Source organism: Pseudoalteromonas agarivorans, assembly GCF_024518735.1.
In the GTDB taxonomy this organism is placed as follows: domain Bacteria; phylum Pseudomonadota; class Gammaproteobacteria; order Enterobacterales; family Alteromonadaceae; genus Pseudoalteromonas; species Pseudoalteromonas atlantica.
In genome coordinates, this window is sequence record NZ_JANIGJ010000005.1 from 124490 (window position 1) to 139697 (window position 15208).

General features: G+C 41.7%; 18 protein-coding genes. 8 read left to right on the forward strand and 10 right to left on the reverse strand.

All coding sequences use genetic code 11. The annotated features are described in order from the left end of the window. Nucleotides 1-172: 172 nt before the first annotated feature. Nucleotides 173-739 (forward strand): phosphoribosyltransferase, encoded by a 567-nt coding sequence (locus NQT65_RS10710; RefSeq protein WP_004586095.1) that lies wholly within the window; start codon nucleotides 173-175, stop codon nucleotides 737-739. Nucleotides 740-886: 147 nt separating this feature from the next. Here the strand turns inward: NQT65_RS10710 and NQT65_RS10715 are convergent, their stop codons facing one another. After that, the gene (locus NQT65_RS10715; RefSeq protein ID WP_004586096.1) at nucleotides 887-1543 is read right to left on the reverse strand and encodes a Crp/Fnr family transcriptional regulator; all 657 of its coding nucleotides are present in this window, start codon (nucleotides 1541-1543) and stop codon (nucleotides 887-889) included. Between the two features lie 485 nt (nucleotides 1544-2028). Here NQT65_RS10715 and NQT65_RS10720 point away from each other — a divergent pair, with 485 nt between their 5' ends. Further along, a complete protein-coding gene (locus NQT65_RS10720; RefSeq protein ID WP_024033185.1) occupies nucleotides 2029-2271 on the forward strand; it encodes a YgjV family protein in 243 nt (80 codons plus the stop codon). A gap of 18 nt (nucleotides 2272-2289) precedes the next feature. Here NQT65_RS10720 and NQT65_RS10725 read toward each other — a convergent pair whose 3' ends face one another. From NQT65_RS10725 to NQT65_RS10745, 5 genes are all read right to left on the reverse strand, one after another. Beyond that, nucleotides 2290-3966, reverse strand: coding sequence for an amidohydrolase (locus NQT65_RS10725; protein WP_256851167.1), 1677 nt, complete (start codon nucleotides 3964-3966; stop codon nucleotides 2290-2292). 131 nt (nucleotides 3967-4097) lie between these two features. Then, complete coding sequence (locus NQT65_RS10730) at nucleotides 4098-4334, reverse strand: EF-hand domain-containing protein (RefSeq protein ID WP_004586100.1); 237 nt, start codon at nucleotides 4332-4334, stop codon at nucleotides 4098-4100. 8 nt (nucleotides 4335-4342) lie between these two features. Further along, on the reverse strand, nucleotides 4343-4579 hold the full coding sequence (locus NQT65_RS10735; RefSeq protein WP_024033183.1) for an EF-hand domain-containing protein: 237 nt from the start codon (nucleotides 4577-4579) through the stop codon (nucleotides 4343-4345). Between the two features lie 289 nt (nucleotides 4580-4868). Further along, nucleotides 4869-5096: a hypothetical protein gene (locus NQT65_RS10740; RefSeq protein WP_256851168.1), complete on the reverse strand. Its 228-nt coding sequence runs from the start codon at nucleotides 5094-5096 to the stop codon at nucleotides 4869-4871. Between the two features lie 25 nt (nucleotides 5097-5121). Further along, nucleotides 5122-5355 (reverse strand): EF-hand domain-containing protein, encoded by a 234-nt coding sequence (locus NQT65_RS10745; RefSeq protein WP_004586103.1) that lies wholly within the window; start codon nucleotides 5353-5355, stop codon nucleotides 5122-5124. 301 nt (nucleotides 5356-5656) lie between these two features. On the opposite strand from NQT65_RS10745, the gene NQT65_RS10750 reads away from it, so the two are divergent. Genes NQT65_RS10750 through NQT65_RS10765 form a run of 4 tightly spaced genes read left to right on the forward strand, consistent with a single transcriptional unit; the run spans nucleotide 5657 to nucleotide 9507 of the window. Beyond that, entirely contained in the window at nucleotides 5657-7108 is a 1452-nt protein-coding gene (locus NQT65_RS10750; RefSeq protein ID WP_256851169.1) for a sensor histidine kinase, read from the forward strand. A 4-nt stretch (nucleotides 7109-7112) separates the two neighbouring features. Beyond that, a complete protein-coding gene (locus NQT65_RS10755) occupies nucleotides 7113-7634 on the forward strand; it encodes a hypothetical protein (protein WP_256851170.1) in 522 nt (173 codons plus the stop codon). A 2-nt stretch (nucleotides 7635-7636) separates the two neighbouring features. Continuing rightward, nucleotides 7637-8986 carry a sigma 54-interacting transcriptional regulator gene (locus NQT65_RS10760; RefSeq protein ID WP_055252807.1) on the forward strand — a complete coding sequence of 450 codons (1350 nt, stop codon included), beginning with the start codon at nucleotides 7637-7639 and terminating at the stop codon, nucleotides 8984-8986. A 20-nt stretch (nucleotides 8987-9006) separates the two neighbouring features. Beyond that, entirely contained in the window at nucleotides 9007-9507 is a 501-nt protein-coding gene (locus tag NQT65_RS10765; protein WP_024033177.1) for a DUF1543 domain-containing protein, read from the forward strand. A gap of 8 nt (nucleotides 9508-9515) precedes the next feature. Here NQT65_RS10765 and NQT65_RS10770 read toward each other — a convergent pair whose 3' ends face one another. Further along, a complete protein-coding gene (locus NQT65_RS10770; protein ID WP_004586108.1) occupies nucleotides 9516-9743 on the reverse strand; it encodes a hypothetical protein in 228 nt (75 codons plus the stop codon). 125 nt (nucleotides 9744-9868) lie between these two features. On the opposite strand from NQT65_RS10770, the gene NQT65_RS10775 reads away from it, so the two are divergent. Beyond that, nucleotides 9869-11119: a multifunctional CCA addition/repair protein gene (locus tag NQT65_RS10775; protein ID WP_256851171.1), complete on the forward strand. Its 1251-nt coding sequence runs from the start codon at nucleotides 9869-9871 to the stop codon at nucleotides 11117-11119. Nucleotides 11120-11127: 8 nt separating this feature from the next. Here NQT65_RS10775 and NQT65_RS10780 read toward each other — a convergent pair whose 3' ends face one another. From NQT65_RS10780 to pdsR, 3 genes are all read right to left on the reverse strand, one after another. Then, the gene (locus tag NQT65_RS10780; RefSeq protein ID WP_024033174.1) at nucleotides 11128-11292 is read right to left on the reverse strand and encodes a hypothetical protein; all 165 of its coding nucleotides are present in this window, start codon (nucleotides 11290-11292) and stop codon (nucleotides 11128-11130) included. A gap of 141 nt (nucleotides 11293-11433) precedes the next feature. Next, nucleotides 11434-13569, reverse strand: coding sequence for a proteobacterial dedicated sortase system histidine kinase (gene pdsS, locus NQT65_RS10785; RefSeq protein ID WP_256851172.1), 2136 nt, complete (start codon nucleotides 13567-13569; stop codon nucleotides 11434-11436). Next, a complete protein-coding gene (gene pdsR, locus NQT65_RS10790; RefSeq protein WP_004586111.1) occupies nucleotides 13569-14258 on the reverse strand; it encodes a proteobacterial dedicated sortase system response regulator in 690 nt (229 codons plus the stop codon). The genes pdsS and pdsR overlap by 1 nt, the downstream gene beginning before the upstream one ends. 200 nt (nucleotides 14259-14458) lie before the next feature. Here pdsR and pdsO point away from each other — a divergent pair, with 200 nt between their 5' ends. Then, on the forward strand, nucleotides 14459-15190 hold the full coding sequence (gene pdsO, locus NQT65_RS10795) for a sortase-associated OmpA-like protein PdsO (RefSeq protein ID WP_256851173.1): 732 nt from the start codon (nucleotides 14459-14461) through the stop codon (nucleotides 15188-15190). The last annotated feature ends 18 nt before the right edge of the window (nucleotides 15191-15208 follow it).

The window sequence follows — 15208 nt, forward strand, 5'->3', positions numbered from 1 at the left end:
CTAGGCGTTTAATACATAAAATAGGCACCAATTGGTGTCTATTTTGCTATTTGCAGGCAAGCAATTTATTTTTATTTACGGTAAAATCCTTCGCCAATACCTGTTTGGGTGTTTAATTATTGGCTAAAGTGCCTACACTCAAATGTTATACTCACCACTGGGGTTCTAAACTATGTCAGATAAGTGCTACATCACAGCTCAACAGCTACTTGAAGATTCATTCCGCGTAGCGGCACAAGTTTATAAAGATGGCTTTCGTCCAGACTTTATAATTGGTATTTGGCGAGGTGGTGCACCTATTGGTATTGCTGTGCAAGAATACTACGATTACAAAGGTATTGAAACTGATCACATTGCGGTGCGTACGTCGTCTTATTACGGTATTGGCAAGCAATCTAAAGAAATAAAAGTACACGGCCTACACTACATTGTAGAAAACGCTAATGCAGGTGACTCACTGCTTATTGTTGATGATGTGTTTGATTCTGGCCGCAGTATATTTGCACTAAAAGAAAAGCTTTCTGAGCTTATGCGCTTAAACTTACCACGCGATATTCGTGTGGCATGTCCGTACTATAAGCCTAAAAACTCAAAAGTAGAGATGGTGCCAGATTACTTTATTCATGAGTCAGAAGAGTGGTTAGTGTTCCCGCATGAGTTATCGGGTTTAACGCCAGATGAAATAATTGAAGGTAAATCTGATTTAGTAAATATCCAAGATATTTTATTAGATAAGTAATTGCCTAAGCGTTAAGTAGGGGTTTATTTGCGCGGGGGCGTGTTTGAGTACTCGTTTTAAATAAATTGCTGCTATAGCGCAGTGCTAATATATACCACAAAAACTAAAAAAGGCCATTACGGCCTTTTTTTTGTGTCTCTGATTTTTTTACAGCTGCGCAAAACTGTCTACATAGTCACTTAAACTTTGCGTATCGACCGCTTTTAGCCCATGGGAGCTGCGCTGCACTAAGCCTTTTTCAACAAGTTCGGTAACTACGCGGCGATAAGCTCGCTCAGTGGTTGCAAAGCGCTCTGCTTCGGCGTTAACGGTTGGGTATGCGCGCAGTAGCGTTGGGTTATTGTTCTCGGCTCGTAGTAAGCAGTCTTTAGCTATGTTGTAGCTTAAAGGCAGCAGTAACTTATCTAAATTAATTTTTTGGTTTTCTTGAAACTTAGCCGCAATGGTTTGCGCGGTATATAAGCTCAGCTCTGGCTTTTCGAGTAGTAATGCTCGCCAGTGGCGAAGCTCTATTAAATTATAGGTTACATCGCTAAAACAGGTGACCGTATAAATACATGGGTTATTGTTTAGTGCTTCTATTTCACCAATTAGGGTGTTGTTGCAATCTAATTGGCCTAATAATAGGCGGCGTCCGTTACCTACATCATAACTAAATGAAATAGTACCGCTGCGCACCAGCACAAGTTTACTAAGTGGTTGATCTTGGTGGATCAGCACTTCTTTTTTTGATTGTTGATAGCTACTCCCTGCAAAAGTGAGTAATTGTTCAACAAGGTAACTAGAAAAATGGTATTGAAACATCAATATGCTCTTCGGACAATTGTCCTATTTATTACACCTTAATGACGATATTATTAAGGCTCTAAGAATTTACGCTAACTTGCTAGTGTATTTAGCCTTGCTAAGTACGTAATACCTTCATTTCCCGTGTAATGATTTAGGAAGCTATTGGCTACAACCAATATACTTTTTAAGGTTTTTTAAGCAAGTTAGTTTTTTTATTTTATACCAATCGCCTAATTAAGTGATCAATTTTAAGGCTAGGAAAACGGGTTGATAGCTAGGCAAAAAATCGCTATTTAGTCGTTCTCGGCAATTGCTCCTGCATTACTCTACCTTCTGCATTCATGCAGTCGTAAATGAGCATTTTTTAACGCAGGTAGCGACACGTTTAGCCCCACAAAATGATTGAGTATTATTGCGCATTGGTATTAAACGTTGTAACACTGACAAGTGCCACACGTTAGCATTAGCGTAATGCTAACCTAAAGGGTAGGAGAGAACAATTGAGTTGGGAATATTTAGGTTATATTGCATCAGCTTTCTTGGTTGCATCGTTAACAATGACCGATGTAGTAAAACTGCGTTGGTATAATATGTTTGGTTGTATTGTATTTACTATCTACGGTGTGGCTATTGGTGCAGTGCCTGTTGCGTTTACTAATGGCTTATTAGCGCTGGTAAATATGTACCATATTATAAAGCTCTACCGACAGCCTAAAGTTAATATTGAAAAAGGGAATGCATAAGCATTCCCTTTTTTAGGCTTAATCTATTTTCTCTTCTTCGATTTCTTTTTCATAGCGTAATTCTCCAGCTACCCAAGTTTGTAAAACCTGTGTTTTATAAATCTCATCGACAGGGGCTTTAAAATAGTCTTTGTCTATTAAAATAAAGTCTGCCCATTTTCCGTTTTCTAAGCTGCCTATTTTAAACTCTTGGTGTGCTGCATACGCGCCGCCGAGGGTAAACGCTCTTAGGGCTTGTTCGCGGCTTAGCACTTCGCTTGCGCGCCAGCCGTTCTCAGGCAGCATATTATGATCCATACGGGTAATGGCTGAATACAAGCCATCAAAAGGGTTTGCCAGCTCTACTGGGTAATCAGAGCCTGCTGCAATCACAGAGCCTTGCTTTAAAAATGTTTGCCATGCATATGCGCCTTGTAATTGGTTATCGGTTAAGCGCTGCTGAGCCATATGCATATCTGAGGTGGCATGCACAGGCTGCATAGATGGAATGATTTTAAGAGCTTTAAAACGTGGAATATCATCAGGGGTGACTATTTGCGCGTGTTCAATACGGTTACGCAGTAACATACCACCCGTTTGCTTAAACACGTTTTGATACGCATCAAGTACCACTTTATTTGCCTTATCACCAATTGCATGAGTGTTGGCGCTAAAGCCATTTTTAAAGCTTAAAGTAAATAATTCTTCAAGCTTAGCTTGGGTTTCTAGCATTAGGCCGTGGTGGTTTTTTCTATCTGCGTAGTCATCAATTAGCGCAGCCCCGCGCGAGCCTAATGCGCCATCGGCATATACTTTTACACTGCGGATAGACATAAACGATGCTGCATCTTGATAGCGCCCTGCCTTAAGCATGTGCTTTAAATCGGGGCTAGCAGCACTTAGCATGGCGACTATTCTTAGTGGCAAATTACCTTGCTCGCTGCGCTCTTTGTAAACTTCCCAGGTGGTTTTATCAATACCAGCATCGTGAGTAGAGGTAATGCCTAAGCTTAATAAGTGCGCGCCTGCGGCATCTAACGAGTCGCTTATAGCTTGTTTAGAAGGAGCGCTCATATGCTGGGTAATTAACGACTCGGCCTTATCAACAAAAATACCGGTTGGATTCCCAAATTCATCTTTAATAATCTCACCGCCGTCAGGGGCTTGAGTGGCTGCGGTAATACCGGCCAGCTCTAAGGCTTTGCTGTTAACCCAAATTGCATGGCTGTCAACGCGCGAAAGTACCACTGGGCGGTCATTGACTACTTTGTCTAAGTCTTTGGCGGTAGGAAAGCGTGTGTCGCTCCACAGCTCTTGGTTCCAGCCTCGACCTAATATCCAGCCTTGTTTATTTTTCGCAAATTGCTCTAACTTTGTGGTTATTTCATCGACCGATTTAGCGCCGCGTACATCAAGTTGCGATAAGTTATCGCCAAGGCCAATTACATGCCCGTGAGCGTCAATTAACCCTGGCAGTAACGTATTACCTTTGGCATCAATAAGTGTGGCATCAGGAAAAGTGCTTTTAAGCGTATCATCTCCAGTTTTAACAACTTTACCGTTTTTAATCACTAAAGTAGAAAAAGTTTGTATACCGCCTTGGTATAAGGGAGTGTAACCATTAGCGTTGTAAATGACCTGCGTTTGCGCAATCGCAGTGCTGCTTACAAATAAGCCGGCAAGCAGTAGTGGGTTAAATAGTTTTTTGAGTTGCATAAGTTGGTTATTTTTTATTGTTAGTAAAATAACACTAGCAAACTCACTTTTAGAATACCAATATGTTGAGGTAGATAGCTTAAAAGCGTAAGGGCTGTTAAAAATTTAGCGCTTACGCTTATACAAAAGAGTTACTTACTGGCGTATATGCCATATTCCGAAAGGGTAAGTCTGCCGTCTTTATCTTTATCATAACTTGAAAAACGCGACCAAAGGGCGGGGTCAATGGCGGTTTCTGAACGGGTTAAAAAGCCATCGTGGTTACGGTCAAACTTTTCAAATTTATCGGCAACTTCTGTACTTTGGCCAAGGCTTACATCGCTAAAAAGGCCCAGCGCAACAAGCGCTAAATAGCTTACAGTCTTCATACTTATACTCAGTAAAGGTTATTGGTTAAATAGTCTTTAAACTCAAGAAGCGAGATTTGTTTGTCTTGGTTTTTATCCCAGCGAGTAAAGGTGCTGAGTAGCTGAGGCTGTGGCTCTAATTCGTCTTCTGTTAAGAAGCCGCTTTTATTGGCATCAAGGTGATCAAAACGTTGTTTAACATCTAACGCAACAGCATTAAAGCTGATCATAGTAATAGCGATAACACTAAAAAAAACACACTTCATGGTTTTCCTTCCAACATACAGTGTTTGTAGATTAATAAAAAAAGCACTTGCCATAATTTAACTTCCCAACATTAAATCCGTTTACACATTCCCTCAGGGATTATGGCAAATGCTTTTGAAACCTACCTTACTAGGTAAAAGCTTAAGTAAAACTTAATTAACTTCAGCTGTGGATAATAAATCTATTTTAAGCAGCTCGTTTTAGCGCTAACGGCTTAAAATTTCTAGCCAGAGAAAAAGATTTAAACATCGTTACTATTGAGTTTGTAATTAAAGCGCTTAATCAAAATTAAGGTTTAAAATTTTGAAACTCTTCTTTAGAAATTTTCTTGTCTTGGTTTTCGTCTAAATCGGCAAATTGTCTCATTACTTCTTTATCTTGTTTGGCTTCTGCAAGCGATACTGCCCCATCCATATCTTTGTCTAAATGAGTAAAGCGAATGTTGACAGAAGAGGCTAAAGCCGTGGCGCTAATGGCTAAAAACATTAATGCAAATGCTGCGATAAGTTGTTTCATAATCATGTTCCCTAATTAAATGAATTTACTGAATAAACTTTTTGAATTCACTTAGCGACAACTGGCCATCTTGGTTAGTGTCTATTTGTGAAAAGTTTTCGTGTAATACGGCATCTTCACCTGCTTCTGATTCGCTAAGTGTGCCGTTACTGTCTTTATCTAGCTCATTAAATGTAGCTTGAACGTCCATAGCTATTGCATCTGTGCCCATAAACCCAAAAGCCAGCATGGGTAAAATTACTAAAAAGCGGTTGTTCATTTAATTTCCTTATCGATTAAAGTTGCACTCACTATTACAAAAATGGTGCCAATTTAAATAAGCATTTAAAATCAATGGTTTATATTGTTTGGGGGGCGCTGATCGGAATTTTTTACTTAAATGTGTGTTATTTTTGCAACAGGCGGTACGTGCTATTAGTCGTTAATATAGTTATCAATAGCTTAGTGTGTTGCTAAATGGCAACAGGAGGGTATATTGGGTTAAATATAGAAGTTGATTCAGCGAGAGTATAAGGTAAGTAACTAAAATAGGGCGCTTAAAATAATAAAAGGAAATGATAATGCCTGTAACGTTGGCTAAAAAGTATCGTGCAATGCTTAATTGGCGGCCTAACTTAATAGGTCAGTTTATAATTAGTATGCTGCTGTCGTTACTGCCGCTTAGTTTAGTGGTTATTGTTTTTTTAAATGCGTTAAACAAACAGCTCGCTGTTACCCAGCTTATTGTCAGTAATAATTACCAAGTTACTAAGTCGTTTAATTTTTTAAAGCAAGAGCTTAATAGCCTAGAGCGGGCAACGCGACAAAACTGGGTGTTAAAAAGCGAGTCGCTCGACACGTTAATAAACGAAAAATGGCAATCCTCCTTACAAACAATCGACACGCTCAGCCAAGCCAGTGCCACACAGCAATACACTATGCAGTGGCGCCGCTTAGCAAAAACATTGCGTAGTACTCATCAAGCTTTAATTGAAAATAACCAACAAGATGCTGCATTGTTTGTGCCTATTAGCGATTTAGTAGCAGAGCTTACTGTGTGGTTGCGCGATACGAATGCAGCGCAAATACAAAACAACCAAAGTGAATTAAGTACTTTACAAAGCTCGTTTATCAACTGGTTAGTGGCGCTTATTCCGCTTACTTTACTAGTGGGCGGGGGGTTTTTATGGCGCATAAGTAAGCGTTTAAAAGGGCTTACGTCGGTAATAGATAAACTAGGGCAAGGCCACTGGCAGCAAAAAATTGCAGTGCAAGGCTCAAGTGAGCTGGTGGAATTAGGCGAAAAACTACAATGGGTGCAAGAGCAGCTACATATGCTTGAGCAACAAAAAGATACCTTTTTACGCCATGTAACCCACGAGCTTAAAACGCCGTTGGCTTCAATGGTCGAGGGTACCGATTTACTTAGCGATGAAATAGTCGGCCCCATTACAAAAGAGCAGCAAGCCGTACTAGAGCTTATTAGCCAATCTATGGTGCGTTTGCGCACTATGATTGACAGTCTACTTAGTTATAACGCTATCAGAACCAGTAAAGACAGCGTTAGCGAAGTCGAATTTGGCAATTTAATAAATAAAATAAACAGCCATTTTGAGCACCGCTTAACGGCTAAGCAGCAACGCTTAAATTGGCACAACAGCATAACAAAACAGCCACTTGCATTACCCGCAGAGCTGATAGAAATGACCCTCATTCAGCTCATTTCTAATGCGTTAAAATTTTCAAATACAGGGCAAAGTGTTGATGTAACCTTAGCGCTTGAGCAAAAGCTATTAATAATGCAAGTGCGCGACGAAGGCTGTGGTATTAAAGAGCAAGAAAAAAACCAGATATTCAGCGCATTTTACCAAGGCAAGCATAATAAAGATGTTACGCTGCAAGGCAGTGGCTTAGGTTTAACCATAGTGAAAGAGTCGGTTGAGCAGTTACAAGGCCAGCTTAGTGTTGAGCATAACCAGCCCCAAGGCTGCTTATTTACAATAAAAATACCTTTAATTAATCAAGGAGTTTAATAGCATGCGTACGCGTTTAATAGCTATTTTATGTGTGCTCAGTAGTACGGTTGTTTTAGCTGGGTGTGAAACAAATAACACACAACCAGCAGCAGTGTCGCAGGAGGTTGAGCCTGCAAAAAATGCGGTGCCAAATCCTAAAAAGCGCCCTAAAAGTGACCCCGTTTACCCCAGCGCAGAACGTGTTGTTGCATGGCATGCTAATCAATGTGGCGGTTTTAAAGTAAAGCCAAGCCTACATACTTATTTAGGTGAAAAAGAGCTAAAACGTTTTTTTAAATTCATGTGTGTTAACACCTCAAGTGCACCAGAGGAGGTGATGACACGATTACAAAAACTCGATTTAGCCTACTTCTGGCCTGAGCCAATAAAACAATATTTATGGCTTCAAAAGCAGCATGTTACTCGGCAGATAAATGCCCTAAAAGAGCAGCAGGCGTTAAATGACAAAATGCAGCAAACGTTATCGTCTTTAGCCACCATAGAGCAGCAGCTGTTACTACGCGAAGACACTAAGGAGCAGTAATTATGGCAACACACACACCACAAGGTGCAAAAGTATTACTCGTTGATGACGATGCAAGTTTACTTAAATTACTCGCGCTAAGAATCGAGTCTAAAGGGTATGACGTAACAACCTGTGAAAGCGGCATACTTGCATTACAAATTCTTAAAAACCAAGTGTTTGATGCAGTTATAACAGATCTGCGTATGGACGAAATGGACGGCATGGCCTTACATCGCCAATTACAAAGCCGCTACCCAGCACTGCCGGTTATAATGATGACTGCGCATGGCTCTATACCCGATGCGGTGGAGGCGACAAAACAAGGTATTTTTGCGTTTATTACAAAACCGGTAGATAAAGACGAGCTGTTTGACAGCCTAGCCAAAGCCATTGAAATACATGGCGTAAACGCAGAAGAATCGCCCCAAAAAAGCAATATAGTAACGCGCAGTGGCGCTATGTTGCACCTCCTTGAGCAAGTAAAGTTACTGGGGCCAACCCAAGTAAATGTGCTTATTTCAGGCGCCAGCGGCACAGGTAAGGAGCTGCTGGCTCAGGCGATTCATCAACACAGCCATGTAAGCGAAGGACCTTTTGTGGCCATTAACTGTGGCGCAGTGCCTGGGGAGCTTTTAGAGTCAGAGTTATTTGGCCATAAAAAAGGCGCATTTACAGGGGCGGTGAAAGATCACCAAGGTTTATTTCAGCAAGCTCAAGGCGGCACCTTATTTTTAGATGAAATTGGCGATATGCCGCTTAATTTACAAGTTAAGTTACTGCGTGTACTACAAGAAAAAACCATACGCCCGGTGGGCTTTCAAGAAGAAATTCCTATTGATGTGCGCATTGTATCGGCCACTCACAAAAATTTACCCGATGCGATTAGCAATCAACAATTTAGGGAAGATTTATACTACCGCCTAAATGTTGTTAATTTAAAATTACCGCCGCTGTGTGAGCGCCGAGAAGACATAAGCCTGCTCGCTCAGCACTTTAGCGCAAGTATTGCTAAACGTATGAACCAAAAAGAAAAGCGCTTTGCAAACGATGCCATGCATGCGCTGGTACGTTACGACTGGCCTGGGAATATACGCCAGTTACAAAATGTTGTAGAGCAAGTGGTCGCATTGAGCGCCAGCGAGGTAATTTCTGCACACTTAGTGTTAAACGCACTTAACTCAAACCAAGCCAGTGCAGAGCCGCTTTCTCTAAATGATGCCAAAAAAGAGTTTGAGCGCGATTATGTAATAAACACCCTCAAAATGGCCGGCGGTAACGTAGCCGAAGGCGCAAAGCTTGCCAAACGTAATCGTTCGGATTTTTATAAGTTAATAAAAAAACACAATATTGATGTCGATAATTTAGTGTAATTTAAGAGTAAGGTTATTAAATGCAGTTATTTATGGTGTATCTGGGCGGGCGAATTCAAGGCTGCCACATAGAAATGCACGATATTCGCTTTGTCGTAGGGCAAAGCATTGAGCAAACTTATTCAAAGTTAAAAAGCCAATGGGTGGGCGATAAAAACAATGTGCATATGGACAGCTACATGGCAATTAACCATATCGACGGTTATAAAGTAGAAGTCGTTGATACCTACGTTGAGCAAAATAAGCAGCTGTATTTTGTTAATTTAGGCGCTTACAGAAGTGACTCTATGGCTGAGCAACACGACTTTGCATTGTATGTTGCCAGTAGCGCAGCAGAGGCCAAGCAGCGCGCTAAAAGCGATTTGCTTGCAGGCCTTAGCCATATTCATAAAGATGATTTACATGATGTAGATGACTGTTTTGCTATAGACCTGCTAGACAGCCAACTAAATATTAAGCTTACACCAAGTGGGCATGCTCAACCAATAAAACCAGATTGGTTTGGGTATTATATTCTTTAACAGTAAAATTAAGAGTCTTGCTCGCTTTGCTCATTGGCTTCGCTTTTAGCTGCCATTTTAAATGCCACAATAACTAGGCCAAACATCGCAAAGGGCAGCGCTGCCAACATGTATTCAACCATGTTGCTATCTTGAAAGTTAGCCTGTAGTAAAAAGTGACCCGCCACGCACATTACAATAACCACAAGTAATATAGGCAGTAGCATAAGTTCTTTTTTTGATGAATGATTTTTCATTGAGTATAAGGCTATTGCTTAAAATAAAGCGCTATTGTAATGAGCTTACTTAAGCTTGGCAAACTATGGTGATTTTAATGGTATGATCGACATCAAATAACCACCCAGTGTGATTAGGATAAACAGTGAAACACAACCTTAAGCAAGTTTACCTTGTTGGTGGCGCGGTACGCGACCAGCTACTTAATATAGCATCAAAAGATAACGACTATGTTGTTATAGGCGAAACACCCCAAACTATGGAGTCGCTTGGTTTTGTGCCTATAGGAAGTGATTTTCCGGTTTATTTACACCCAAAAACAAAAGAAGAATACGCCTTGGGCCGCACCGAGCGAAAAAGCGGTAAAGGCTATACCGGCTTTGTGGTAGATGCCAGCCCTAATGTCACCCTTGAAGAAGATTTAGCACGGCGCGATTTAACCATCAACTCAATGGCACTTGATGAAAACGGTACCGTTATTGACCCTTTCAATGGCCAAAGCGATTTGCACAATAAAATACTGCGCCACACCACAGAAGCCTTTGTAGAAGACCCGGTAAGGGTATTACGCATAGCGCGTTTTTTAGCACGCTACGGAAGTGAATGGCGTATTCACCCAAGTACTTATGCATTAATACGTGAGCTTAAAAACAAAGGTGAGCTTAATCATTTAGTGCCCGAGCGCGTCTGGCTCGAAACCGAAAAAGCGCTGGGTGAAAAACACCCTGAACTGTATTTTCAAGCACTACATGGCTTAGGTATTTTCCCAGAAATAGAGAGTATGCAAGGGGTGCCGCAACCTGCAAACCACCACCCTGAAGGTGATGTGTTTGTTCATACTATGTTGGTACTTAGGCGTGCTGCCGATTTAAATTTTAATTTAGAAACACGATTTGCGGCACTCACTCATGATTTTGGTAAGGCCCTGAGCTTTAAAAAACGCGGTAATTTACGCGGCCATGAACGCGAAGGGGTAGCCGTAGTAGAAAAGTTTTGTGAGCGTTTAAAAGTGCCTAATCGTTTTCGCGATATTGGCGTACTCACCAGCGATAATCACACCTTATGCCATACGCTGGAGCAATTAAGACCACAAACGATTCATAAATTAATTGTCACTAATTTAAATGCTTTAGTGCACCCAGAGCGGTTTATTGCGTTTACCCAAGCATGCCAATGTGATGCGCAAGGGCGCGGAGAAACACTTGTAAATAAGCCCTATCCGCAAGGGGCTAAGCTGCGTGCAATTTTTAATGAATTACAAAAAATGGATAAAAAGCAGGTAGTACAAACTGCACTTAAAAATGGCAAAAAAGGCCCAGAAATAGGCGAAGAGGTAAAACTGGCAGAAATAAACTGCATTAAAGCGTTTTTACAAAACGAGCAAGCAACGCAATAGGTAATACCCTAGCTGAGGTATTCAGACACGCCTTCGTTTTTAACTTGTTCTGGCTGTCGTAAGTTTTTATATGTAGAGGTGGCAGGCTCTGAAGGCAAGCTAGGTGCTTGCTCTTGGGGCCTGTATAGATCAAAAATAAATTCGATCTCTTCACGCTCAAGTGGGTTGTTCATGATCTATTCTCCTTAATTAGCGTTCAGGGTATGGCTGTCTGACTGAATTAAAAGTGAATAGTTACATTTTAAGTTGTAGTAATTTGTAATCGATGTGCAAAAAATAAGGGCGGCTCAGCAGGGCGCCACTTTATGCACAGCCTAGCTTTGTAAAGGCAGGGTTACTTTAAACACCACGCCATTACCGCGGTCATTATTCTGCGCAGTGACACTGCCTTTATGGTAGTCACACACCAGCCTTACAATATAAAGCCCTAAACCTAAGTGCGGTTGTTGCTGCATCTGCTGGCTGCGTACCGACACCATAGAATCAAAAATATGCTCAGTTAGCCCTTCAGGCAGGGCGGGGCCTGTATTACTCACTGTTAATATTGCTTTATTTTCGCTCTGCTTAAGACCTACATTAATAGCCGTATTTGCTTCACTAAATTCCAGCGCATTATTAATAAGCTTATCAAGTAGCTGAGCTATAAATTCGGGGGCACCTTGCATAGGTAAAGCGCTTTGGCATACATCAAGCTCAAATAACTGCTCTGGGTAAGTAAGCTGGTAGCCTTGCATACAGCCATTAATTACTTTTTGTAAATCAAACGGCTCGCTCTCGTTGCTATGAATGCTTTGTTCAAGGCGCGTGGCTTCGCTCATGGTGGTTATTATTTTACCTAAGCGCTCAACCCCTTCACTTGCTCGCTCTAGGTATTTTTGGCTAAGCTCATTTTGCTCCAAGCTTTGTAGGTTTTCTAAAGAAGAGCGAACCACAGCCACCGGTGTACGTAGCTCATGAGATAACCGCGATGACATATTTTCTAAATAATTAGTGTACCCGCCTAAGCGGCCAACAATATTGGCAAAACTTCGCGAAAGATCGCCAATTTCATCGTTTGAGTCGCTGTAATTAATACTGCCGGTAATGCGCCCTTGGGCATCAATAGCTTGCTCTGCGGTGTCGCGCAGTCGCCTAATGCGGCTCGAAATACGCGAGGCAAAAAAGAACAACGTAACGGTGCCAATTAGCATCACCGCTAAAATAACGTTAAAAAGCTTTTCCAGCGATTTATTACGCAGGGTGCGAACACCGTTAGTGGTTTCCTCGGCGATTACTGCGCCAATCACTTTATCTTCTATCCAAATAGGGTATGCCGCCGATAAAATAACGGCTTTACTGTCGGGGGTTAACCGCCAAGACGACGCTGGTTGCCCCTTTAGTGCCTTAGCTAAATGCGTGCCCTGCATTGAGGCAACATCGTGCAGGGTATCTAAAAATTCGTTTTCGGGGCGAGTTAAAATTTTATAATAAAGTGGGTGCAAATACGTTTGCTCAAAGCGTTGCCAGGCATTTTTAGGCGGCTGGTTTTTAAGGCCGTCGGCCCATACGCCATCGGCATTTTGAATTGTGCCCGACTGCGCTAATACGCGATGATGGTTATCAACCACCCAAATACGGCTACCACTGTGACCCATACCTTTTAAAATTCGGTTAATTTCTGGTGAGGGCACCAATACCGAGCCTAAATCGCTTGGGTTATTTAAATTAGAGGTCGACATTGTTTTAAAATCGAGCGGCGCTTTTTTTATGTCAATATCGACCACGGCAAAGCCTAGCTTGTTACCAAGCATATTTATAGGAAAGCGCAGTTCTACGTTATATCCCGATTCAGTGCGTATAAAATAGCCCTGAATTTTTGTAAACGGTGTTTTGGTATTAGCATCAAACGCATTTACCCAGCCATCTTGGCGTGGGGCAATAATGTACGTATTAAAATCTCCGGCTGGGCTTTTTAGGCCAATTATTAAATGGTCGTTATTAGTAATGCTTAAACTATTTTTGGCACGATATACAAGGTGATCGTCAGTTACTTTAAACACGGCATATAAATAGTTATCAAACTTGCCAACCATATGATCAAACGATAAATCCTCAGCTTTATGCTCCTTGTCTGCTTTTTGTAAATAGCGTTTATCGTAATGCCAAAAGAGTGGTTGATAGCTTTGCCAGTCGCTCAGTTTGCCATCGAGTTGAATAGCGTTTTTAAGATTGTACGCATATAAGTCGCGCCCTTTTACTACCTGGTCTAAAAAGTTGGTTTGCTCATCAAAAAGTGCTGGGCGCTCATGCAGGGCGGTGGCGAGCGCGCGAGTGGTGCCTACGAGGGTTTTTTCTTGGCCTTGGCGTAAAAACTTTTCCATTTCCCACACGTACTCGTAGCCAAGCCAAGGCAGTAAAAACAAAAAACACGACAGTAATATAAATTTACTGCGCAGGCCAAATCGTAACATTAGCGTTGTTCCCACCTGTAGCCCATGCCGTACACCGTATCTATGCAATCAAAGTTGTTATCAAGGGCGATAAACTTTTTACGAATGCGTTTTACATGCGAAGTGATAGTGCTGTCGTCTACGTAAATTTTTGCATCGCTCATTAAATCGTTACGGCTTTTTACATGGCCTGGGCGCTGCGCAAGTGAGTGCAACATCCAAAATTCGGTCACGGTTAAATCAACTAGTTGTTGCTGCCAAAATACTTGCATGCGCTGGGTGTCGAGCGTTAACTGGCCACGTGTAATTAATGCATTGGCATCGGCGGGTTGCTCAAGCGCTTCCATGCGTCTAAATAGCGCGCCTATTCTGGCAGCCAAGTGGGCTAAGCTAATATCTTTTGTTAGGTAGTCATCGGCGCCCATACGCAGGCCACACACAGTATCTATTTCGCTATCGCGGGCGGTTAAAAAAATAATAGGCAGAGTTTTAGAAAGCGTACGCAAGGTTTGGCAAAGCAAAAAACCGCCGTCTATTTCGTGGCCTAAACCAATATCAACAATGGCTAAATCGGGTAGGGCGTCTTTAAATGCAATCTCTGCGCTGACGCGGTTAGCAAAACCACTTACTTGGTAACCTTGGGCGCTAAGCATTTCAATATAGTTTTCGCGGATGGCGGTTTCATCTTCAATGATGGCTATTTTTTTCATTCTACTCACCCTTATTTATTCTAAAACGCACTATATCGAAGTTTTTCAGTTATGTACGGTTAAAAAGGCAATTGCCATTTTTTTGCCACAATTGCTCAGCGGTTTGCCATTTTTGCTCCCCTTTGTTGCCACTTGCAGCTGTTTTAATACAACCATCAAAACAAAACATCACAAATTAAAACAAGTTTAAGGATTACATTATGAAGAAGACATTAATCGCATTAACGCTAGTAGCTACAGTGTGTACACCTGCATTTGCAGCAGCCGCCAACACCCCTTCTAAAGAAGCTCATAAAGAAACCGCCATTGGCTTAGGTACTGGCGCCATTATTGGTGGTGTCGTTGGTGGGCCAATTGGTGCTTTTATTGGCGCATTTGCCGGGGGCTTAATTGGTGATTCAAAAGTAGCTGATGACAAAATTGCCCAGCAGCAGAGAGCAATAACAGTGATGCAGCAAAAAACCAGTGACTACCAACAGGTACTTAATCAAAACAATAGGCTAGAGCAGCAGTTAGATGTACTAACTAATCAAAATGAGCAGTTAACACAATCGCAAATAAATAACTTACTTGCCATGACAGTACAATTTAAAACCGGCTCAAGTGCTATTGCCCCGCACTTTGCTACGCAGTTAGACCAGCTTGTGGTGCTGTTAAAAACTCAGCCGCAACTAGCATTAGATTTAAGTGGCTTTGCCGATCAGCGTGGTGATGAGCAAGCGAATCTTTTATTGTCTAAAAAACGTGTAAACGCAGTGCAAAGTTACCTTATAAAGCACGGTATTAGCCATACACGTTTAAGTGCGCACGCTTTTGGCGAGCAACAAACATTAGCGCGCAGCAATACCGTAGAAGATAACTTTTTTGATCGACGCGTAACACTTACTACCCGCTCAATAAACCCAGTAAATGGCCAAACGGCAAGTAACTAAAGCCACTTTTATTTGAGT